The 21,794-nt window shown below is 65.7% G+C and carries 23 protein-coding genes; 14 read left to right on the forward strand and 9 right to left on the reverse strand.

What is annotated here, in order from left to right; all coding sequences use genetic code 11:
* Positions 1-6: 6 nt before the first annotated feature.
* The 13 genes from eutC (at position 7) to B3H64_RS10980 (ending at position 10,473) form a co-directional block, all read left to right on the forward strand.
* Positions 7-918, forward strand: coding sequence for an ethanolamine ammonia-lyase subunit EutC (gene eutC, locus B3H64_RS10920; RefSeq protein ID WP_050619222.1), 912 nt, complete (start codon positions 7-9; stop codon positions 916-918).
* A complete protein-coding gene (gene eutL, locus B3H64_RS10925) occupies positions 915-1,568 on the forward strand; it encodes an ethanolamine utilization microcompartment protein EutL (protein WP_050619221.1) in 654 nt (217 codons plus the stop codon). The genes eutC and eutL overlap by 4 nt, the downstream gene beginning before the upstream one ends.
* The gene (locus B3H64_RS10930) at positions 1,565-3,058 is read left to right on the forward strand and encodes an acetaldehyde dehydrogenase (acetylating) (protein WP_094762512.1); all 1,494 of its coding nucleotides are present in this window, start codon (positions 1,565-1,567) and stop codon (positions 3,056-3,058) included. The genes eutL and B3H64_RS10930 overlap by 4 nt, the downstream gene beginning before the upstream one ends.
* Before the next feature lie 371 nt (positions 3,059-3,429).
* The gene (gene eutM / locus B3H64_RS10935) at positions 3,430-3,729 is read left to right on the forward strand and encodes an ethanolamine utilization microcompartment protein EutM (protein ID WP_050619643.1); all 300 of its coding nucleotides are present in this window, start codon (positions 3,430-3,432) and stop codon (positions 3,727-3,729) included.
* A gap of 3 nt (positions 3,730-3,732) precedes the next feature.
* A complete protein-coding gene (locus tag B3H64_RS10940) occupies positions 3,733-4,482 on the forward strand; it encodes an ATP-binding protein (RefSeq protein ID WP_050619219.1) in 750 nt (249 codons plus the stop codon).
* A gap of 4 nt (positions 4,483-4,486) precedes the next feature.
* On the forward strand, positions 4,487-5,110 hold the full coding sequence (pduL, locus tag B3H64_RS10945) for a phosphate propanoyltransferase (RefSeq protein ID WP_238072844.1): 624 nt from the start codon (positions 4,487-4,489) through the stop codon (positions 5,108-5,110).
* The gene (locus B3H64_RS10950) at positions 5,107-5,379 is read left to right on the forward strand and encodes a hypothetical protein (protein WP_050619217.1); all 273 of its coding nucleotides are present in this window, start codon (positions 5,107-5,109) and stop codon (positions 5,377-5,379) included. The genes pduL and B3H64_RS10950 overlap by 4 nt, the downstream gene beginning before the upstream one ends.
* The gene (locus tag B3H64_RS10955; protein WP_050619216.1) at positions 5,354-5,602 is read left to right on the forward strand and encodes a EutN/CcmL family microcompartment protein; all 249 of its coding nucleotides are present in this window, start codon (positions 5,354-5,356) and stop codon (positions 5,600-5,602) included. The genes B3H64_RS10950 and B3H64_RS10955 overlap by 26 nt, the downstream gene beginning before the upstream one ends.
* A 65-nt stretch (positions 5,603-5,667) precedes the next feature.
* Positions 5,668-6,753: an ethanolamine utilization protein EutH gene (gene eutH / locus B3H64_RS10960; protein ID WP_286735077.1), complete on the forward strand. Its 1,086-nt coding sequence runs from the start codon at positions 5,668-5,670 to the stop codon at positions 6,751-6,753.
* Positions 6,746-7,174 (forward strand): cupin domain-containing protein, encoded by a 429-nt coding sequence (locus tag B3H64_RS10965; protein ID WP_050619214.1) that lies wholly within the window; start codon positions 6,746-6,748, stop codon positions 7,172-7,174. Before eutH ends, B3H64_RS10965 begins: the two co-directional genes overlap by 8 nt.
* Positions 7,175-7,300: 126 nt before the next feature.
* The gene (locus B3H64_RS10970; protein ID WP_286735078.1) at positions 7,301-7,828 is read left to right on the forward strand and encodes a flavodoxin family protein; all 528 of its coding nucleotides are present in this window, start codon (positions 7,301-7,303) and stop codon (positions 7,826-7,828) included.
* Between the two features lie 90 nt (positions 7,829-7,918).
* Positions 7,919-10,084 carry a Tex family protein gene (locus tag B3H64_RS10975; RefSeq protein ID WP_286735079.1) on the forward strand — a complete coding sequence of 722 codons (2,166 nt, stop codon included), beginning with the start codon at positions 7,919-7,921 and terminating at the stop codon, positions 10,082-10,084.
* Positions 10,085-10,086: 2 nt separating this feature from the next.
* A complete protein-coding gene (locus tag B3H64_RS10980; RefSeq protein ID WP_286735080.1) occupies positions 10,087-10,473 on the forward strand; it encodes a metallopeptidase family protein in 387 nt (128 codons plus the stop codon).
* 18 nt (positions 10,474-10,491) lie between these two features.
* On the opposite strand, the gene B3H64_RS10985 is transcribed toward B3H64_RS10980, so the two are convergent.
* Positions 10,492-10,689, reverse strand: a complete 198-nt coding sequence (locus tag B3H64_RS10985; protein WP_238072849.1) for a ribbon-helix-helix domain-containing protein — start codon at positions 10,687-10,689, stop codon at positions 10,492-10,494.
* Positions 10,690-10,792: 103 nt separating this feature from the next.
* On the opposite strand from B3H64_RS10985, the gene B3H64_RS10990 reads away from it, so the two are divergent.
* Positions 10,793-10,975 (forward strand): hypothetical protein, encoded by a 183-nt coding sequence (locus tag B3H64_RS10990; protein WP_050619197.1) that lies wholly within the window; start codon positions 10,793-10,795, stop codon positions 10,973-10,975.
* A 27-nt stretch (positions 10,976-11,002) separates the two neighbouring features.
* On the opposite strand, the gene B3H64_RS10995 is transcribed toward B3H64_RS10990, so the two are convergent.
* From B3H64_RS10995 to pyrE, 8 genes are all read right to left on the reverse strand, one after another.
* On the reverse strand, positions 11,003-13,216 hold the full coding sequence (locus B3H64_RS10995; protein WP_286735084.1) for an ATP-dependent RecD-like DNA helicase: 2,214 nt from the start codon (positions 13,214-13,216) through the stop codon (positions 11,003-11,005).
* 24 nt (positions 13,217-13,240) lie between these two features.
* Positions 13,241-13,579, reverse strand: a complete 339-nt coding sequence (locus tag B3H64_RS11000) for a hypothetical protein (RefSeq protein ID WP_238072852.1) — start codon at positions 13,577-13,579, stop codon at positions 13,241-13,243.
* Positions 13,580-13,787: 208 nt separating this feature from the next.
* Positions 13,788-14,282, reverse strand: a complete 495-nt coding sequence (locus B3H64_RS11005) for a COG2426 family protein (RefSeq protein ID WP_238072853.1) — start codon at positions 14,280-14,282, stop codon at positions 13,788-13,790.
* 99 nt (positions 14,283-14,381) lie between these two features.
* The gene (uvrA, locus tag B3H64_RS11010; protein WP_050619194.1) at positions 14,382-17,204 is read right to left on the reverse strand and encodes an excinuclease ABC subunit UvrA; all 2,823 of its coding nucleotides are present in this window, start codon (positions 17,202-17,204) and stop codon (positions 14,382-14,384) included.
* 42 nt (positions 17,205-17,246) lie between these two features.
* Positions 17,247-18,023, reverse strand: coding sequence for a hypothetical protein (locus tag B3H64_RS11015; RefSeq protein WP_050619193.1), 777 nt, complete (start codon positions 18,021-18,023; stop codon positions 17,247-17,249).
* Between the two features lie 2 nt (positions 18,024-18,025).
* Complete coding sequence (gene uvrB, locus B3H64_RS11020; protein WP_286735088.1) at positions 18,026-19,993, reverse strand: excinuclease ABC subunit UvrB; 1,968 nt, start codon at positions 19,991-19,993, stop codon at positions 18,026-18,028.
* 141 nt (positions 19,994-20,134) lie between these two features.
* The gene (locus B3H64_RS11025; RefSeq protein ID WP_286735090.1) at positions 20,135-20,827 is read right to left on the reverse strand and encodes a JAB domain-containing protein; all 693 of its coding nucleotides are present in this window, start codon (positions 20,825-20,827) and stop codon (positions 20,135-20,137) included.
* A 43-nt stretch (positions 20,828-20,870) separates the two neighbouring features.
* Positions 20,871-21,545: an orotate phosphoribosyltransferase gene (pyrE, locus tag B3H64_RS11030; protein WP_050619190.1), complete on the reverse strand. Its 675-nt coding sequence runs from the start codon at positions 21,543-21,545 to the stop codon at positions 20,871-20,873.
* Positions 21,546-21,794: the final 249 nt, after the last annotated feature.

The raw sequence follows: 21,794 nt of genomic DNA on the forward strand, positions 1-21,794 counted from the left end.
CACACGTTGAATGAAACAGAACTGCGGGCCCTGGTGGAGCGCATGGTGGCCGACCTGATGGGTCAGGCCCCCACGCCCCAGGTCAAGGCCGCCGATTACAAGCCCCTGGAGGACGCTCCGGCCGCCGGGACCGGGGAGAGCCTCCCCGACATCACCGAGGTGGACCTGCGGAAGCTCTATCTGGTGGAGCACCCCCAGAACGGCCCCGCCTTCCTGGACCTAAAGGCCAAGACCCCCGCCCGGCTGGGCTTCGGCCGGGCCGGAGCCCGGTACAAAACCGAGACCATGCTGCGCATGCGGGCCGACCACGCCGCCGCCCAGGACTCGGTGTTCTCCCTGGTGGACGAGGACTTCGTCCAGCGCAACCGCTACGTCTTCGTCCAGACCCTGTGCAAGGACAAGGACGAATACCTGACCCGGCCCGACAAGGGCCGCCGGTTCGACGAGGCCAACCAGGACGTCATCCAAAAGACCCTGGGCCAGAACCCCAAGGTGGCTCTGGTGGTGGGGGACGGGCTGTCCTCCGCCGCCATCGAGGCCAACGCCGCCGACTGCCTGGAGGCCATCCGGGCGGGCCTGAAGACCTTCGGCATCGACCCCGGACCCGCCCTCTTCGTCAAATACTGCCGGGTGGGAGCCTCCGACCACATCGGGGAGCTCACCGGCGCCCAGGTGGTCTGCATGCTGGTGGGCGAGCGGCCGGGCCTGGTCACCGCCGAGAGCATGTCCGCCTATCTCACCTACGCCGCGCGCATCGGAGTGCCCGAGTCCCAGCGGACGGTCATCTCCAACATCCACCGGCAGGGCACCACCGCCGTGGAGGCCGGGGCCCACATCGCCGAACTCATCCACACCATGCTGGAGAAAAAAGCCTCCGGCGTGGCGCTGGCGCAGATGGAAAGGGGGAGGGGCGCATGACGGGAGATCTCTTGAAATGCAATGTGCTGGCCACCCACACCATCGCTAACGTGTCCGAGACCCTGGCCAGGAAGCTGGAGCTGCCGGAGCGCTACCGCTCCATCGGCATCCTCACCGCCGACAGCGACGACGTCACCTACTGCGCCCTGGACGAGGCCACCAAGGCCGCCGCCGTGGAGGTGGTCTACGGCCGGAGCCTCTACGCCGGGGCGGCCAACGCCAACACCAAGCTGGCCGGCGAGGTCATCGGCATCCTGGCCGGACCCAACCCGGCGGAGGTCAGCTCCGGCCTGCGGGCGGCGGTGGAATTCATGGACAGCGGCGTGGGCTTCCGCTCCGCCAACGAGGACGATTCCATCGTCTACTTCGCCCACACCGTGTCCCGCACGGGCACCTACCTGTCCAAGACCTCCGGTGTGCGGGAGGGGGAGGCCCTGGCCTACCTCATCGCCCCGCCCCTGGAGGCGGTGGTGGGCCTGGACGAGGCCATGAAGGCCGCCGACGTGGAGCTTGTGGCCCTCTTCGAGCCACCCAGCGAGACCAACTTCGGCGGCGGGCTCCTCACCGGGACCCAAAGCGCCTGCAAGGCCGCCTGCGAGGCGTTTGCCGAGGCGGTCAAAGCGGTGGCGGCCCGGCCCCGCGAAGTATGAGAAAGGAGACGGAGCATTTGGACAAGGATCTGCGCTCCATCCAGGAGGTCCGGGACCTGCTGAAGCAAGCCCGGGAGGCCCAGCGCATCCTGGCAGGTATGACACAGGAGCAATTAGACAAAATAACAGCGGCCGTCTCCGCCGCCGCCGCCGAACAGGCCCGAAGGCTGGCCGACATGGCGGTGGAGGAGACCGGCTTCGGCATCAAGGCGGACAAGGAGCTCAAAAACCGCTTTGCCGCCCTCACCCTCTATGACGCCATCAAGGACGAGAAGACCCACGGCATCCTGGCCCGGGACCATGTGAAAAAGACCATCGACATCGGCGTGCCCACGGGCGTGGTGGCCGGGCTGGTGCCCTCCACCAACCCCACCTCCACCGTCATCTACAAGACCATGATCTGCATGAAAGCGGGCAACCCCATCGTCTTTTCCCCCCATCCCAGCGCTGTGAACTGCATTCTGGAGACGGTGAACGTGGTGCGCAGGGCGGCGGAGGCCGCCGGAGCCCCCGCCGGGGCCGTGGGGTGCATCTCCACCCCCACCCTGGAGGCCACCAACGAGCTGATGCGCCACGACAACACCCGGCTCATCCTGGCCACCGGCGGCGGGGCCATGGTCAAGGCGGCCTATTCCTCCGGAACCCCAGCCATCGGCGTGGGCGCTGGCAACGGCCCGGCCTATATCCACCGCACCGCCGACGTGCGCTTGGCGGTCAAGCGCATCCTGGACTCCAAGACCTTCGACAACGGCACCATCTGCGCCAGCGAGCAGTCCGTCATCGTGGCCCGGGAGATGGAGAGCGCCGTCACCGCCGAGCTGAAAACCCAGGGGGCCTATCTCCTCAGCGACGAGGAGCACGCCCGCCTGTCCCAGTTCATCCTGCGCTCCAACGGCACCATGAACCCCGCCATCGTGGGCAAAAGCGTGGAGACCGTGGCCAAGCTGGCCGGGCTCACCCATGTGCCCGCCTCCGCCCGGGTCCTGGTGGCCCGGGAGACCGGCGTGGGCCGGGGCTACCCCTACTCCAACGAGAAGCTGGGCCTCATCCTGGCCTACTACGTGGAGCCCGACGAGGAATCCGTCCTCCGCCGCTGCGTGGAGATCCTGGAGTGGGAGGGGGCGGGGCATACCTTCTCCATCCACGCCCAGGACGAGAGCGTGGTCAAGCGCTTCGCCGCCGCCGTCCCCGCCAGCCGGGTGCTGGTGAACACCCCCGCCGCCCTGGGCGGCATCGGGGCCAGCACCTGTCTGTTCCCCGCCCTCACCCTGGGCTGCGGCGCGGTGGGCGGCTCCTCCAGCTCCAACAACATTGGTCCCCTGGACCTCATCAACATCAAGCGGGTGGCCTGGGGCGTCCGGGAGCTGGAGGACATCCGGGCCGGGAACGCCTCTTCCCCCTGGGAGAACACCGCTCCGGGCGGCTGGCAGGTGGATGCGGGCACCCTGGATGAGCTGGTCCGGCAGATCATGAGGAGGCTGAACGTATGAGCGAGGTCAACGCCGACGGCGTCCTGCTGAATCCCCATGAGGCCCTCCTGCAGGAGGTGCAGGCCCTGTCCAACTCCCTAATGGCCGAAAAGCCGGAGGGGATGGAGGACGACAAGGAGCACACCGTCTACGCCGCCAACGGCGAGCCGGCTGGGACCGTGGGGGGCATCCCCCACATGCCCACGGCCATGGCGGCGCCGCCCGGCGGGCATAAGGGCGCCGGGTCGGGCATGAACGCGGGCGCGCCGGAGCCCAAAAGAAAGGCCAAGGCCCCGGCTGCGGCCGCCGGCCGAACCAAAAAGACCGAGGCCCCCGCCCCAAAAGCAGAAGGGGAGCGGCGGGCGGACAACGATATGAGGAGGAGTACAAAAATGGCAAACACAAACGCGCTGGGCATGGTGGAGACGAGAGGACTGGTGGGGGCCATCGAGGCCGCCGACGCCATGGTCAAGGCCGCCAACGTCCAGTTGGTAGGCAAGGAGCAGGTGGGCGGCGGCCTGGTCACCGTCATGGTCCGGGGCGACGTGGGGGCCGTCAAGGCCGCCACCGACGCCGGAGCCGCCGCCGCCGAGAAGGTGGGCGAGCTCATCTCCGTACACGTCATCCCCCGGCCCCACGCCGAGGTGGACGGCATCCTGCCCCACCGCAGCGGCGAGTACAATCAGGGATAAGCCATGGCCCTGCTGACGGAAGAGGTCGTCCGGCAGATGTCCAACGGCGGGACCCGGGGCCCCGTGGTGGTCTCCCGGGACGACGTGCTGACCCCCTCCGCCCGGAGCTGGCTCCGGGAGCACCGGGTGGAGGTGGTCTATCCCCAGGGGCGGGCGGCGGAGGGCGAGACCTCCGCTCCCGCGGGGGATCGGGCCCGGTATCAGACCCTGTTCGGAGCCGCCCTGGACCACAAGCCGGAGCATATGACCCACCTCCGGGGCAACGTGCTGGTCTTCAAGGACCACCCCCGCATCGCGTTCCGGGGGTACATCGACCTGCTGGAGGCTGAGATCACTCTGGCCCAGCAGGCCGCCGCCCAGGAGGGATACCGGACCCTGTGCGGAGAGCTGGAGGAGGTGCTGGGCTTCGTCCGGCGCTTCATCCGCTTCGATGTGCTCTCCGAGCCGGTGGGGGAGGTGCGAGTGTGCTCCCTGGGGCCGGAGGAGCTGCGGGAGCAGTCCCACTACCCGGAAAAATACTTCGGCCAGCCCCACTTCCTGGTGCACTGGACCGACGGAGCCGCCATCCTGGCGGTGAACAAGCTGCGCACCGTGGTGCGGCAGACCGAGCTGGCGGCCTATAAGGCCTTCCGGGACGAGAACGGGGCGGTGACCCGGGAGGATATCCTGCTGGGGCTCAACCGGCTGTCCTCCCTGATGTGGATTATGATGATCAAATTAAAGGCGGGAAAGTATCCCAGAGAGAGCGGGTGAACAGATGCACAGCGTCAATACCGTGGGCATGGAGCGGCTGGCGGAGGAGATCGTCCGCCGGGTCACCATCGAAATCGAGGCCTCAGGCCGTCATGTCCATCTGTCCCGGGCGGATGTGGACGCGCTGTTCGGCGTGGGCTACCGGCTCAACCGGGTTAAGGACCTGAGCCAGCCCGGACAGTTCGCCTGCGCCGAGCGGGTGACCCTGACGGGCCCCAAGGGGAGCTTCCAGAACGTGGTCATCCTGGGCCCCGAGCGGGGCGAGAGCCAGGTGGAGCTGTCCCTCACCGACGCGGTGGCCCTGGGGGTGGCGCCCCCGGTGCGCATCTCCGGCGACATCCGGGACACCCCCGGCATCACCGTGCGCCACGGGGACCGAGAGCTGCGGCTCCAGCGGGGGCTCATCGTGGCCAAGCGCCACATCCACATGACCCCGGCGGACGCCGCCCTGTTCGGCGTGGCCGACAAGCAGAACGTCAGCTTCCGCACCTTCACCGCCCGGCCGCTGGTCTTCGGGGACACCGAGGTCCGGGTCAGCGACAAGTTTACCACCGTGGTCCACCTGGACTATGACGAGGCCAACGCCTGCGGCTTCCGAAAGGGCGACCGGGGGATGATCGTGAAATGACGGTGGAGGAGCGGGGCAGTGAGCTGGTCATCACCCGGCTGCCCGTGGAGCAGATGGGCATACTCGCCCTGGGCCTGGCCCTGGAGCGGGAGGAAAAACAGGTGCTGGAGGCCCTTCTCTCCGGCCGGAAGGTCCGGGTCCTGGAGTCCGGACTGGAGTACAAGCAGTACAAGAAGACGGCCCCCATGGGGGTCTTTCAGAAATTTGTGGCTCTGGAACGGGAGCTGCGGGAGATGGGCGTCTGTGTTATTAGGGACCGTCATTGGTAATGTGTGGTGCACCAAAAAGCTCCAGAGCCTCACCGGGCAGGCTTTCCTGCTGGTGGCTCCGGAGGGGCACCAGGGTCCGCCCCTGGTGTGCGCCGATCAGGCCGGGGCCGGGCCCGGCGACCAGGTGCTGGTGGTATCCGGCGGCGGGGCCCGGGTGGCCGCCGGAGCCCATGTGCCCGTGGACGCCGCCATCGTGGGGATCGTGGACCACGTGGAGCGGTAGCGGCCGCCCGCCGGCGCCGGGCGGGTTGGGCCCGCCCAAAAACCAAATCCAAAGGGGGCAATCCTTTGTCCGTCAATGAAATTATCGTCTATATCATGGTCCTCTTCATGGCCCTGGGAGCGGTGGACCGGATCATCGGCAACCGCTTCGGCCTGGGGGAAAAATTTGAAGAGGGCATCATCGCCATGGGGTCGCTGGCCCTGTCCATGATCGGCATCATCTGTCTGGCGCCGGTGCTGGCCGGGCTCCTGCGGCCGGTGGTGGTGCCCCTCTACTCCTTCCTGGGGGCCGACCCGGCCATGTTCGCCGGGACCATCCTGGCCAACGACATGGGGGGAGCGCCCCTAGCCAAGGAGCTTGCCCTCACCCCCGAGGCGGGCCAGTTCGGCGGCCTGATCGTGGGCTCCATGCTGGGGCCCACGGTGGTATTCACCATCCCCGTGGCCCTGGGCATCATCCGGCCGGAGGACCAAGAGTTCTTGGCAAGGGGCGTGCTGGCCGGGGTCATCACCATCCCCATCGGCGGCCTGGTGGGCGGCATCGCGGCGGGCTTCCCCCTGATGATGGTGTTGAAAAACCTGATCCCCATCGTCCTCATCGCCGTCCTCATCGCGTTGGGCCTGGCCTTTATTCCCAACGGAATGGTGAAGGGCTTCCAGGTCTTTGGCAGGTTCGTCATCATCGTCATCACCGTGGGCCTGGCCGCCGCCATCGTAGAGGCCCTCACCGGCATCACCCTCATCCCCGGCATGAACCCCATCGAGGAGGGCTATGCCACCGTGGGCGGCATCGCCATCGTGCTGGCGGGCGCCTTCCCGCTGGTCTTCGTCATCACCAAGGTGTTCCGGAAGCCCCTGATGAGGCTGGGCCATCTGCTGGGCATGAACGACATCGCCGCCGCCGGGCTGGTGGCCACTCTGGCCAACAACATCCCCATGTTCCAGATGATGGGCGACATGGACCGGCGGGGCAAGATCATCAACGTGGCCTTCGCCGTCTCCGCCGCCTTCGTATTCGGGGACCATCTGGGCTTTACCGCCGGATTCGACGCCGCCATGATCTTTCCCATGATCGTGGGCAAGCTGGTGGGCGGCGTCACCGCCGTAGCCGCGGCTATGCTGCTGACCCGAAAGGAGGCGGACCATGGCTGAACGGGACCGAGCTGCCATCGAGGAGCTGGTGCGGCGGGTGCTGCTGGAAAAGCTGGGCGGAAACGGGCCGCGGGTGAAGAAAGTGGAGGTGCCCCGGCTGGATGTGGCCGCGGAGCACCGCATGGACACCGGGAACCCGGCCGACCGGGTGTGGACCCGGGACCTGTTCACCCTGGAGGAGGCCCCCCGGCTGGGCTGCGGACTGATGGTCATGGAGCGGACCACTTTCCCCTGGACCCTGACCTACGACGAGATGGACTACGTCATCGAAGGGCGGCTGGACATCCTGGTGGACGGACAGACCGTCTCCGCCGGGCCGGGCGAGGTGCTGTATATCCCCAAGGACACCTCCATCCAGTTTTCGGTGCGGGACAAGGCCCGGTTCCTCTATTTCGTCTACCCGGCCAACTGGCAAAATTAAAAGCGCGAAGGGCCGGTCTCAGACCGGCCCTTTCCTTGCGTTTACGCATTTTTAAGGGAAAAATAAGAACCGTCGGAGGGCGGCTGTGGTACAATAAAGAAAAACCAACGGAAAGGAGGGCGCGCGATGCCGGTGCTGGGATGGGGAGTGCTGATTGCCGGGCTGCTGGCGGGCCTGATCGTCCTTCTGCTCTACCGGGTCCTGAACCAGCGGGACCAGGTCCATAAGCCCCACGAGACCATCTACGGCGTGGGCTTCAAAAGGGCCCTGCTGATCTACCAGCCCTCCAACCGGGGCGGCAACCGCCTGGCGGCCCAGACACTGGCCAAGGCGCTGGCTCAGGCCGGTTACACCGTCACGGTAAACCACCCCTCCCGGCGGCTGGAGTACGATCCCATGGGTTACGACCTGCTGATCTTCGGCGGGGCGGCCTATCTGGGAGGGCTGGCCCGCCCTCTTATTGAATATGCCTCCCGGCTGAAGTACACCGGCCGGCGGGTGCTGCTCTACGTGACCGGGGACATGGAACGCACCCCCGAGCTGGCCGCCTTCCGGCTGTGCGTGCCCGCGGGCAACCGGGTGCGCTCCATCAAGATCCGGCCCCGGGAGGGGAAAAAGCTGGCGGAATTCGCCACCCTGAAGGGCGCGTGGTGAGAGAAAAGAGGGACGGGCGGGCGGCTCGTCCTTTTTTTCGTGGGCGGAGTGTGGTAAAATACACCGTACATCACTGCAAAGGAGTAACCTATGGACGCCATCATACTGAGCCTGGCCCGGGAGCTGGGCCGCGAAGCCGTCCACGTGGAAAACGTGGTCAAGCTCATCGACGAGGGAAACACCATCCCCTTTATCGCCCGGTACCGCAAGGAGCTCCACGGTACCATGGACGACACCACCCTGCGCACGTTGGCCGACCGGCTGAACTACCTGCGCAATCTGGACAAGCGCCGGGAAGAGGTCAAGGCCGCCATCGAGGGACAGGGCAAGCTGACGGAGGAGCTCTCCGCCGCCATTGACGCCGCCGCCACCCTGGCGGAGGTGGAGGACCTGTACCGCCCCTACCGGCAGAAGCGGCGCACCCGGGCCACCGCCGCACGGGAAAAGGGGCTGGAGCCCCTGGCCCAGCTCCTCTTCGCCCAGGAGCGGGACTGCCCCGACCCGGAGAAGGCCGCCCAGGCTTACATCGACCCGGAAAAGGGGGTGGAGAGCGCCGAGCAGGCCCTGCAGGGGGCGGGCGACATCATCGCCGAGTGGATCTCCGACGACGCGGGCATCCGCAAGGCCCTGCGGGAGCTGTGGTGGCGGAAGGCGGACCTGGTCTCCTCCGCTGCCGGCAAGGAGCCGGAGGATTCGGTGTACCGGCTTTACTACCAGTTCCGTACCCCAGTGTGCCGGGCCATGGGCCACCAGGTGCTGGCCATCAACCGGGGGGAACGGGAGGAGCTCCTGAAGGCTGCGGTGGACATGGACCGGGAGACCGCCCTCATCGCCGTCCGCCGGGCGGTGCTGGTCCCCGGCGCCCCCTCCATGGCCTTTGTCCGCTCCGCCGCCGAGGACGCCTACGACCGGCTCATCGCCCCCAGCGTGGAGCGGGAGATCCGCAACACCCTCACCGAACACGCAAACGAGGGGGCCATCCGCAACTTCGGCCTAAACCTGAAGCCCCTGCTCATGCAGCCGCCGGTAAAGGGCAAGGTCACCATGGGCCTGGACCCCGGCTACCGCAACGGCTGCAAGGTGGCGGTGGTGGACGGCACCGGCAAGGTGCTGGATACGGCGGTGGTCTACCCCACCTTCAGCGAACGGAAAAAGCAGGAGGCCATCGACGTGCTGGCCCGGATGGCCCGGAAGCACGGCGTGGAGCACATCGCCATCGGCAACGGCACCGCCAGCCGGGAGACGGAGCAGATGACGGTGGAGCTCATCCGCAGTCTGGGGGGCGGGGTGTCCTACATGATCGTCAACGAGGCGGGGGCCAGCGTGTATTCCGCCTCCAAGCTGGCCGCCGAGGAGTTCCCCGACTACGACGTGAATCTGCGCTCTGCCGTGTCCATCGCGCGCAGGCTCCAGGACCCCCTGGCCGAGCTGGTGAAGATCGACCCCAAGGCCATCGGCGTGGGCCAGTACCAGCACGACATGCCCCAGGCCCGGCTGGACGAGACCCTCAACGGCGTGGTGGAGGACTGCGTCAACGCCGTGGGCGTGGATCTGAACACCGCCTCCGTCCCTCTGCTGACCCGGGTGTCGGGGCTCAACGCCGCCACCGCCAAAAACATCGTCAAATACCGGGAGGAGAACGGGGCCTTTACTACCCGCAGACAGGTTTTGAAGGTGCCCAAGCTGGGGCCCAAGGCCTTTGAGCAGGCGGCGGGCTTTCTGCGGGTGCCGGAGAGCAAAAACGTGCTGGACAACACCGCCGTCCACCCGGAGAGCTACGCCGCGGCGGAGGTGCTGCTGGAGCTGTGCGGCTGCGACCGGAAGGGGGTGAAGGCCGGGGCCATCGGGGATCTGCGGGAGCGGGTGGCCGCCTACGGCGAGGAGCGGGCCGCCGCGGCCTGCGGCGTGGGGGTGCCCACCCTGCGGGATCTGGTGACGGAGCTGCTGAAGCCCGGCCGGGACCCCCGGGACGAGCTGCCCAAGCCCATCCTCCGCACCGACGTGATGGAGATCAGAGACCTGAAGCCGGGCATGGAGCTTACCGGCACCGTGCGCAACGTCATCGACTTCGGGGTCTTTGTGGACGTCGGGGTCCATCAGGACGGCCTGGTCCACATCAGCCAGCTCTGCCAGCGGAGGGTCCGCCACCCCAGCGAGGTCTGCGCCGTGGGGGATGTGGTCACGGTGTGGGTGCTGGAGGTGGAGGAGAAGAAAAAGCGGATCTCACTGACGATGCGGAAGCCCAAGGAGGGATAGAAATGGTCCTGTCCTTTGAACAGGCGGGGGAGCTGCTGGACCGGATGGCCGAGGAGTTCCCACCGGAATTTTACGACGAGCTCAATGGGGGCATCTGCCTGCTGCCCGAGGCCAAGCACGATCCGGAGTTCCCGGAGGGGGAGCTCTACATCATGGGGGAATACCGCAACAGCGGTATGATGGGAAAGTTCATCAATCTGTACTACGGCTCCTTCGCCGCCCTGGCCCAGCAGGAGAACTGGCGGCAGGAGGACTGGGAGGAGGAGCTTTACAGCACGCTGGCCCATGAATTCACCCACCACATGGAGGGCCGGGCCGGAGAACGGGGCCTGGAGATCCAGGACGAAGCGTTCCTGGAGCAGTACCGGGAGGGAAGAGCACAAGACTGAAAAAACCGCCTTCGGCCGTTATTCGGCCGAAGGCGGTTCATCTTCTTTGAGATGCTCCAGAGCATATGAAATGCACTGGTTTGCGAGTTTATTAAAGGATACGCCTGTTTTCTCGCTCAACTCCATAAGCCGGTCAAAGAGTTCGGGCTTCATTCGGATCGTGCGGTTGATAGACGTAATCTTCTCCGGCGTTTTGTTAATCCGAAATTCGTCCATGTAATCATCCTTTGCAGTCAATTATGTAATTATAACTTGACTGCATAAAGTTTATAATGTACAATTTTGTAATCATAATGTGATTACAAAATGGGGGGATAGTATGGACGATGATAAGAGTGAGGTGCTCTACCGGAAGATGTATTTCGGGCTTTTCCGGGCGGTCACAGAGGCATTGGAGGCCATGGCACAGCAAAACTTCGGCGCGGCGGCGGACCGTCTGCGCCGGGGGCAGCGGGACGCGGAGGAAATTTTTATCGCGCGGGACGGGAAGGGCGGAGAGTGAAGACTCTCCGCCCTTCCCACATCCTAATTAGGGCGCGGACAGCCGGGCCCGCAGGCCGGAATAGCGCCGCTGCTGCCGGTCGTTGTGGACCATCTGGACCACCTTGCCCTCGTCCCCCACCACGATAAACAGCTCCCGGGCCCGGGTGATGGCCGTGTAGAGCACCCCCCGGGTCAGCAGCATGGGGGCTCCGTCACAGGCCGCCAGGATCACCGCCCGGTACTCGCTGCCCTGGGCCTTGTGGACGGTCATGGCGTAGGCGGGCTCCAGATCGCCCAGCAGGTCGGGGGTGTACGCCACGATCCGCCCCTCAAAGTCCACCGTGATCCGCTCATCCCGGGGGTCGATCCCGGTGATGCGGCCCACATCCCCGTTAAACACCCCCAGGCCCGAGCTCAGGCCGTCCGCCGCCTTCCACATCAGGTCGTAGTTGTTCCGCACCTGCATCACCCGGTCCCCCTGCCGGAAGAGAAAGGGGCCGAAGCGCCGCTCCGGCTTGTCCTCCGCCGGGGGATTCAGGGCCGCCTGGAGGGCGGCGTTGAGAGATTGGGTGCCGGTGGTGTGCTTGCGGGTGGGGGAGAGGACCTGGATCTGCTCCGCCGGTATGCCCATCTTTTCCGGCAGGCGGGTCCGGCACAGCTCCACAATGGTGTCCGCCGTCCGCTGGGGGTCCCGGCGACGAAGAAAGAAAAAGTCCTTTTTGTTGTTATACAGGTCGGGCACCTCGCCCCGGTTGACGCTGTGGGCGTTCATGACGATGGCGCTCTCGGCGGCCTGACGGAAGATCTCGGTCAGCCGCACCATGGGCACCCGCCCGCTGCGGATCAGATCGGACAGCAGGTTGCCCGGCCCCACCGAGGGGAGCTGGTCCGGGTCCCCCACCAGGATCAGGCGGCAGTCCCCTCGCAAGGCGGCCAGCAGGGCCCGCATCAGGGAGATATCCACCATGGAGGTCTCGTCCACGATGACGGCGTCGGCCCGGAGGGGATCGTCCTCGCAGTGGGAGAAGACCAACTGGCCGGTGTGGTCGTCGAACTGGGTCTCCAGCAGCCGGTGGATGGTCAGCGCCTCCACCCCGCAGGTCTCCCCCAGGCGCTTGGCCGCACGGCCGGTGGGGGCCGCCAGGGCGGTCTCCAGCCCCAGGGCGTCGAAGAGAGCCAGCACCCCCCGCAGGGAGGTGGTCTTGCCTGTGCCGGGGCCGCCGGTGAGCAGCATCACCTGGGACCGGGCGGCTAGATCCACCGCCTGCCGCTGCTGGGGAGCATAGGTGATGCCCTGCTCGGCCTCGATGCGCCCGATGAGTCCGTCCAGCCCCGCCGGGGGGAGCAGCTCGTGGGCGGCCATCTCGGCCAGGCGGAAGGCCACGTATTCCTCCGCCTCCTGCATGGGGGCCAGATAGCAGGCGTCCTCCCCGGCGATGGATTCCCGGACCACCTCGCCCCGTTCGACGAGCGTGGTCAGAGCGTCCTCCAGGGGCTCGGCGTCCTCCAGGCCGATGAGGGCCCCCGTGGCCCACAGCAGCTTGCGCCGGGGCAAAAAGGTGTGGCCGTTCATCAGGTTGTGGGACAGCTCGAACAGAAGCCCCGCCTCCAACCGCTGGGGGTCGTTCCCCTCCATGCCCAGGCGGAGGGCCAACTGGTCGGCGGCGGAAAAGCCCACCCCCAGCTCCTCGTCCACCAGCAAATAGGGGTTGTCCCGGAGCACCTCCAGAGCCTGGGCGCCGTAGCGGCGGTAGAGGGGCATCCCCAACTGGAGGGGCAGGCCGTTGGCCGACAGAAAGTCCAGCAGCCGCCGCATCCCCATCTGGAGCCGGAAGGACGCCCCAATCTCCAGGGCCCGCTTCCGGGTGATGCCCTTGATTTTGGTCAGCAATTCCGGCTGCTCCTCCAGCACCGTGAAAAGGTCGGCGCCGAACTCCTCCACCAGCCGCCGGGCGGTGGCGGCGCCCACCCCCTTGAGGATGCCGGAGGACAGGTACTCCAGCATGGCCTTCTCCCCGGCGGGGACCCGGCGCTCCACCGATTCGGCCTTGAACTGCTCCCCGTACGAGGCGTGGCGGCCCCAGGTGCCGGTGACGGTCAGTCCTTCGCCGGGCGCCACGCCGGGGATACACCCCACCACCGTCACCGGCTCCGGAGCGCCCACCTCCAGACGCAGGACGGTGTAGCCGTTTTCCTCGTTCTGGAAGATCACCGCGTCCACCGTCCCGTCGATGCTGTGCAGCGCCGGGGTCTCCTCCATATGTACTCGACCTCCCGTTCTGGGTTAGCCCTCCGTCAGCCGGTCGGGCAGCGCGGCCAGCGGGCACAGGAGCACCCCTGGTTCCCGGTCCGCCAGCAGCCGGGCCAGCCTGCGGCCCTCACTGTCCAGCCCGGCGTCGGCGATGACCAGGGTGAAGCGCTCCAGATGGCCCGCCCGGAGCCACAAAAGTCCCTTCACCGTCTGCTCCAGACCGGCTCCATCCCCCCGGGCAGGCACCACGGCATAGGCCGGGGCGGACCAGGACGCGGGGGAGAGCAGCCGCCCGAAGAGCAGCCAGCTCAGACAGAGCAGCCCGAAAACGGCCAGAAGGGACAGCAGAATTTCCACGATTGCTTGCAGCACAATACCCACCTCCGCGCCATTCTATGCGGAAAAGGGGGCGTTTGTTAAGGCATCACCGCACAATTCCCCACACACGTCTTGGCGGCCAATTTGCCCCACAAATGCGTTGCAAAACCTTGCAATACACAAAGTATTCCTGTGGTTTTGCGCCTTTTTGAGGCAGAAATTTTCGCTCCAATCTGCACGCGTTGAATTATGCGGCAATACCTTAAAAAAATGCCGCGATCACGCCGCCGGTGACCAGGGATACCAGAATCCCGGCGATGACCACGCCCAGGAAAATAGCGGGCACGGCGCTGCGCAGCCGCATATCCAAGAAGGCGGCCACCAGAGCTCCGGTCCAGGCCCCGGTGCCGGGCAGAGGAATGGCCACCAGGATGCAAAGCCCCAGGTACTTGTACCGAGTGACCATCCGGCCCTTCAGGTGGGCTTTGGTCTCCAGACGGGTCACCAGGCCGTCCAGGCGGCGGCTGCGCCTGCGCAGCCACTGGAAGATGCGGCGGATATAGACGATGATGAAGGGTACGGGGAGCATGTTGCCCAGCACGGCGGCCAGGTACACCGAGGGCAGGGCGCTGCGCCCCAGCATCCCCACGCCCACGGGAATGGCGCCCCGCAGCTCCACCACCGGGAGCATGGCGATGAGAAAGGTATAGAAAAGCTCGCCGGCGGGATTTTCCGTCAGCCACTGTGTAAAATCCAAGTGTGTCACCTCATCGGCAGAAAGGGTACCTTTATTCTACCATAAGCGGCGGGGGTATAACAGGAAGATTTCATAAAAATTTGGAGGAGGACCCAGCCCCTACAGCATGCGCTTGAGGTAGCGGCCGGTGTAGGAGGCGCTGCACTGGGCCACCTCCTCGGGGGTGCCGGTGCAGACGATGCCGCCGCCGCCGTCGCCGCCCTCGGGGCCCAGGTCGATAATATGATCCGCCGTCTTGATGACGTCCAGATTGTGCTCGATGACCACCACGCTGTTGCCCGCGTCCACCAGCTTCTGGAGCACCTCGATGAGCTTGTGGACGTCGGCGGTGTGCAGGCCGGTGGTGGGCTCGTCCAGGATATAGATGGTCTTGCCCGTGGAGCGTTTGGCCAGCTCGGTGGCCAGCTTGACCCGCTGGGCCTCGCCGCCGGACAGCTCGGTGGAGGGCTGACCCAGCTTGACGTAGCTCAGGCCCACCTCGTACAGGGTCTGGAGCTTGTTGTACAGCCTGGGCAGGTGCTCGAAGAACCCCAGGGCCTCCTCCACCGTCATCTCCAGCACCTCATAGATGTTCTTGCCCTTGTAGCGCACCTCCAGGGTCTCCCGGTTGTAGCGCTTGCCCTTGCAGACCTCGCAGGGCACATAGATATCGGGGAGGAAGTGCATCTCGATCTTAATGAGGCCGTCGCCGGCGCAGGCCTCGCACCGGCCGCCTCGGACGTTGAAGGAGAACCGGCCGGGCCCGTAGCCGCGGGCCTTGGCGTCGGCCGTGGTGGCGAACAGGTCCCGGATGTCGTTGAACAGCCCGGTGTAGGTGGCCGGGTTGGACCGGGGGGTGCGGCCGATGGGGGACTGGTCGATGTTGATGACCTTGTCCAAAAACTCCTCGCCCTCGATGGAGTCGTGCTTGCCCGGACGGACCTTGACCCGGTTCAGGTCGGCCCCCAGCCTTTTGTAGAGGATCTCGTTGATGAGGGAGGACTTGCCCGAGCCGGACACGCCGGTGACGCAGGTGAAGGTGCCTAGGGGAATGGAAACGTCCACGTGCCGCAGGTTGTTTTCCGCCGCCCCCCGGATGGTGAGCGTGTGGCCGTTGCCCGCCCGCCGCTGGGCAGGGACGGGAATCGTTTTGCGCCCGGACAGGTAGTCGCCGGTGATGGAGCCGGGGGTGTTCATGACCTCCTCGGCGGTGCCGCAGGCCACCACCTGTCCGCCGTGGACCCCGGCCCCGGGGCCGATGTCCACGATATAGTCGGCCTGGCGCATGGTGTCCTCGTCGTGCTCCACCACCAGAAGGGTGTTGCCCAGGTCCCGCAGGTGCTTGAGGGTGGCCAGCAGCTTGTCGTTGTCCCGCTGGTGCAGGCCGATGGAGGGCTCGTCCAAGATATACAGCACCCCCATCAGAGAGGAGCCGATCTGGGTAGCCAGGCGGATGCGCTGGCTCTCGCCGCCGGACAGGGAGGCGGCCGCCCGGTTCAGGGTCAGGTACTGTAGGCCCACCGACTGGAGAAAGCCCAGCCGGCTCTTGATCTCCTTCAAAATGCGCGCGGCGATGAGCATCTTCTGGGCAGAGAGCTCCAGCGCGTCCACGAAGGCCAGGGCCTCGGTCACCGGCTTCTGGCAGAACGCGTAGATGCTGATGCCCCCCACGGTGACCGCCAGGGCCTCCTTCCGCAGCCGTTTGCCGCCGCAGTCGGGACAGGGCCGCTCGGTCATGCACTCCTCCAGTTCCCGGCGCATCCCGTCGGACTGGGTCTCCCGGTAGCGGCGCTCCAGGTTGTTCACCACGCCCTCGAAGGCCTGGTACAGCGTCCCCTGGCCGTTGGCCCGGTCGTAGGTCAGCTTCAGCTTCTCCCCCTTGGTGCCGTACAGAATGACGTCCAGCACCTCCGGCGGCAGGTCCTTCACCGGGGTGTTCAGCTTGAATTTGTACTTCTGGGCCAGGGCCTCGAAATACATGCGGGAGATGGAGTCGGACTTGACGTTGTTCCAGCCCGAGGCGGTGATGGCCCCCTCCAGAATGGAGAGACCGGGGTTGGGGATGATGAGGGCCGGGTCCACCTTGAGCTGAGCCCCCAGGCCGGTGCAGGTGGGGCAGGCCCCAAAGGGGTTGTTGAAGGAGAACATCCGGGGGGAGAGCTCCTCGATGGAGATGCCGCAGTCCTCGCAGGCGTAGTTCTGGGAGAAGAGGATGTCCCGGTCCTCCCCCACGATGTTGACCACCACCAGGCCGCCGGACAGGTTGGCGGCGATCTCCACCGAGTCGGTGAGGCGGCGGGCCATGTCCTCCTTGATGACCAGGCGGTCCACCACCACCTCGATGTTATGCTTTTTATTCTTATCCAGCCGGATCTCCTCCGTCAGGTCGTAGATGGACCCGTCGGCCCGCACCCGGACGTAGCCGGACTTGCGGGCGTCCTCGAAGATCTTCAGGTGCTCGCCCTTCTTGCCCCGGATGACGGGGGCCATGACCTGGATGCGGGTGGCCGGGGGCAGGGCCATCACCTGGTCGATGATCTGGTCCACGGTCTGCTGCCGGATCTCCTTGCCGCACTTGGGACAGTGGGGAGTGCCCACCCGGGCCCACAGCAGGCGGAGGTAGTCGTAGATCTCGGTGACGGTGCCCACGGTGGAGCGGGGGTTTTTGGAGGTGGTCTTCTGGTCGATGGAGATGGCGGGGGAGAGGCCGTCGATGTAGTCCACGTCGGGCTTCTCCATCTGGCCCAGGAACATCCGGGCATAGGAGGACAGGGACTCCACGTAGCGGCGCTGCCCCTCGGCGTAGATGGTGTCAAAGGCCAGGGAGGACTTGCCCGAGCCGGACAGGCCGGTCAGCACCACCAGCTTGTCCCTGGGGATGGTCACGTCGATGTTTTTCAGGTTGTTGGCGCGGGCGCCCTTGACGGAAATGTGGTCGAGCATAGATTTGTTACTCCTTTATCTTCGCACGAAGGAAAAATGGGGTCAGACAATGGCGAAAGCGCCCATCAGATAGACGATCAGAGCCCCCGCCGTGCAGACGATCCAGCCCAGGTAACGGGTGAAGATCTCCCACTCCGAGGGCTCGGCCCCCTCCGGGTCCCGGATGCGGAAGCTGAGGTCCCAGCGGAAGAGCCGGTCGGCAAACAGGATGGAGACGATGCCCACAACGGCCAGCAGGGTGCCGGTAAAATAGGCGTAGAGCTCGCCCCGGTGGGTGAGAGGGGGCTCCAGCGCCAGTTGGAGGAGGAAGGAAGCAGTGGGCTCGTAGGAGGGGGCGAGGGCCTGCCCGTCGGGGCCGTAGACCTTGCCGGAAGAAGTATGGACGGAGAGGGAGAAGAGGGGCTCCATCGCGCCGTTTTCGTCCACCAGGAGAGGGAAGCTGCTGTTATACCAGCCGCCCCGGAAAAGGATATCCGCTCCGTCGCGGACCTCCACCCCGGTGAGCACATCGGCCATGTCGCTGTCCCGGGGGACGGCGGAGGGGTCCAGGGCGACGGTATAGGGGCCGTAGTCGGTATCGCCGCGGCGGTACTGAATGGTCCCGTCCGGAGCGACGGTAAAGACGGTTCGCGCCCCGTCCACCCGGCCGGCGTAGACGTCGTTTTCCCCCTGGGCGGACCAGAGCAGCAGGGCGTCCCGATATTGAATGCCCTTCCGGCGGCTGAGGACGGGGTAGACGACGGTAAAGACCGCCAGCAGGGCGGTCAGAGCGATCAGCAGGACCCGCTGAAACCGGGTCAGGGTGCTCCACTGGGACATGCTTACCTCCCTCTGAGCTCGATGATGCGGTCGCGCAATACGGCGGCGTACTCGAACTCCAGCCGCTTGCTGGCCTCCCGCATCTCTCTTTCCAGCTTCTCAATGGCGGCGTCCCGCTCCTTCTTGGTCAAGCTGGTCTTGCGGCGCATGAGCTGCTCGGTCTCCTCTTCCTCCGCCGACAGCTCGATGACGTCCCGGACCGACTTGATGATGGTCTTGGGCACGATGCCGTGGGCCTGGTTGAAGGCGTCCTGCTTGGCCCGGCGGCGCTCGGTCTCGTCCATGGCACGGCGCATGGAGGGGGTGACGGCGTCGGCGTACATGACCACCAGGCCGTCGGCGTTCCGGGCCGCCCGGCCGATGGTCTGGATGAGGGAGGTCTCCGAGCGGAGAAAGCCCTCCTTGTCGGCGTCCAGAATGGCCACCAGGCTGACCTCCGGCAGGTCCAGACCCTCCCGCAGCAGGTTGATGCCCACCAGCACGTCATAGGTCCCCAGCCGCAGGTCCCGGATGATCTCCTGCCGCTCGATGGTGTCGATGTCGTGGTGCATGTACTGCACCTGAATCCCCGCGTTTTTCAGGTAGGCGGTCAGGTCCTCGGCCATCCGCTTGGTCAGGGTGGTGACCAGCACCCGCTCCTTCCGCGCCACCCGGTCGTTGATCTCCCCGATCAGATCGTCGATCTGGCCCTCCACCGGGCGGATCTCCACCCTGGGGTCCAGCAGGCCGGTGGGCCGGATGACCTGCTCCACGATCTGGCCGGAGCGCTCCCGCTCGTAGTCGCCGGGAGTGGCGGAGACGTAGACCACCTGGTTTACTCGCTGTTCAAATTCGTCAAACTTCAACGGACGGTTATCAAACGCGCAGGGTAGGCGGAAGCCGTAGTCCACCAGAGTGGTCTTGCGGGCCCGGTCGCCGTTATACATGGCCCGGACCTGGGGCAGGGTGACGTGGCTCTCGTCGATGAACATCAGAAAATCGTCGGGGAAGTAGTCCATCAGCGTCATGGGGGCGGAGCCCACCGGCCGCCCGGCGATGGGCCGGGAGTAGTTCTCGATGCCGGAGCAGTAGCCCAGCTCCTGCATCATCTCGATGTCGTACAGGGTGCGCTGCTTGATGCGCTGGGCCTCCACCAGCATATTGCGCTCCTCGAAGAAGGCCACCCGCTCCTCCAGCTCACGGTAGATCTCCTGGATGGCGGCGTCCATTTTCTCCTTGGGGGTGATGTAGTGGCTGGCGGGAAAGATGGGCAGATGCTCCAGACGCCGGATGGGGGTGCCGGTGACCACGTTGATTTCGCTGAGCCGGTCGATCTCGTCCCCAAAGTACTCCACCCGGATGGCGGTGTCCTTGAAGTAGGCCGGCCAGATCTCCACCGTGTCTCCCCGGACCCGGAACATATTCCGCTCGAAGGCGATGTCGTTGCGCTCGTAACGGATCTCCACCAGGCGGCGCAGCAGCTCATCCCGGGGAAGCTCGTCCCCCACCCGCAGGGGGACCATCATCTTGGCGTAGTCGTCGGGCTCGCCCAGTCCGTAGATGCAGGACACCGACGACACCACGATCACGTCCCGCCGCTCGATGAGGGAGGCGGTGGCGCTGAGGCGCAGCCGGTCGATCTCGTCGTTCACCGCCGAGTCCTTCTCAATGAAGGTGTCGGTGTGGGGGATATAGGCCTCGGGCTGGTAGTAGTCGTAGTAGGAGACGAAATACTCCACCGCGTTATCGGGAAAGAACTCCTTGAACTCGGCGCAGAGCTGGGCGGCCAGGGTCTTGTTGTGGGCCAGCACCAGGGTGGGCCGCTGGACCTGCTCGATGACCTTGGCCATGGTGAAGGTCTTGCCCGAGCCGGTGACCCCCAGCAGAGTCTGCTCGGTCAGCCCCAGCTCCACGCCCTTGGCCAGGGCCTCAATGGCCTGCGGCTGGTCGCCGGCGGGCTGATAAGGGGAGACAACGTGAAAATCGGGCATGCGGTTCCGACCTCCTTCCCCGCGCCGGACCCCGTACCGGGGCCGGCGTTCAACGGGGCATCGTACATCTATTCGATATCATATCAAAACATTTGTTCTAAATCAAGAGGGGACCGGAAAAATCCACCGATGCTCCGGCCCTCAGTATGGGTTAGGATACCCGTTCAGCAGGCCGCTATCCTTCAGGGAGACCATGTCGTCCTCGGTAAAGATCAGGTGGTCGGCCAGCTCCACCCCCACCTCCCGCAGCACCCGGGCGAGCGTTTCAGTGGTGAGCAGGTCGGCGTTGGAGGGGAGGGCCAGGCCTGAGACGTGGTTGTGGGCCAGGAGGACGGCGGAGGCGTTGTGGGCCAGGGCCAGCTCTACCACCCGGCGGGGGGTGATGTCGGCGGCGTTCACCGTGCCCTCCCCCAGCTTGTGGCAGCCCAGCACCTTGTACTTGGCATCCATGCACACCAGGTAGACCATCTCGTTCCGGGGACCCGTCTGGAAGTAGGGCAGCAGGTAGTCCCGGGCGGCCCGGCTGGAGGCCAGAATGTCCCCCGGAGAGCTGCGGATGGTGGAGTAGCGGCCGGCCAGCTTGGGGATGAGCTTGAGAAGGACGGCGGTGTGCTCCCCCACCCCGTCCACCCGCGTGAGGGAGGGGGGCAGGGCGTCGAACACTCCGGCCAGAGAGCCGAACTGGTCCAGCAGGGCGTGGGCCAGGTCGTTCACGTCCCCTTGGGGGATGGCATAGCACAGCAGCAGCTCCAGGAGCTGGTGGTCGTGGAAATCCTCCCCATGGATGAGAAATTGTGTTTTCAGCCGCTTGCGGTGGCCGTCGTGGACACCCATGCTGGCACCCCTCTTCTGCGCGTGGATTGTTCGGCGGAAGCCCTTAAGCCCGGGGGCCGTATTCCGCCAGATAGGCCTCCATGCGCGCCTTCATGGCGTCGTCGATATACACCCGGCCGTCGATCTCCCGGTTGTGCAGGAAGGCGAGAATCTCCCCGACGGTGACGATGGGGTAGACGGCGATGCCGTGGTCGGCGCGCAGCTCGTCCAGGGTGGAGCAGTCCCGGGTGCCCCGCTCCATCCGGTCCACCGAGACGATGAGAGCGGTGACCTTCAGGTCGCCCAGAGCCTGAAAGAGCGCCAGGGACTCCCGCACGGCGGTGCCGGCGGTGACCACGTCCTCCACGATGACCACCCGGTCCCCGTCCTGGGGCTTGTAGCCCACCATGGAGCCCCCCTCGCCGTGGTCCTTGGCCTCCTTGCGGTTGAAGCAGTAGGGCAGGTCCCGGCCGTAATTCCGGTACAGGCTGGAGGCGGCGGCCACCGCCAGCGGGATGCCCTTGTAGGCGGGGCCGAAGAGACAGTCCACCCCGTCGGGCAGATGCTCCTGGATGCAAGCGGCATAGTAGTCGCCCAACTGGGCGGCCTGGGCGCCGGTCTTATAGTTGCCGGTGTTGATGAAATAGGGGGTTTTGCGGCCGGACTTGGTGACAAAATCCCCAAAGGTGAGCACGCCCGCGCGGACCATGAACGTGATGAATTCCTCTTTGTAGGTCATAAGAGCATCTCCTCCCAAAAATCATTTTATTATATCAGTTTTCGCCCCGCCCGACAAGAGAGAAGGCAGGGCGGGCCCGTGTGCCAGAAATTTACTTGATTTTAGCACATGTAAATGGTTTAATTGTGTTAACGATCAGCAAAAAGGCGCCGAAGGCAAGGGGAAGAGCAGTGAATACAAAAAATGGCCGCTTCCGATGGGTTGCGGTGGAGCGGAGATGCTGGTATAATCCTTTTTTGGAAAGAAAAA

The sequence above is a fragment of the Intestinimonas sp. UBA1698 genome (assembly GCF_002320075.1).
In the GTDB taxonomy this organism is placed as follows: Bacteria; Bacillota; Clostridia; order Oscillospirales; family Oscillospiraceae; genus Intestinimonas; species Intestinimonas massiliensis.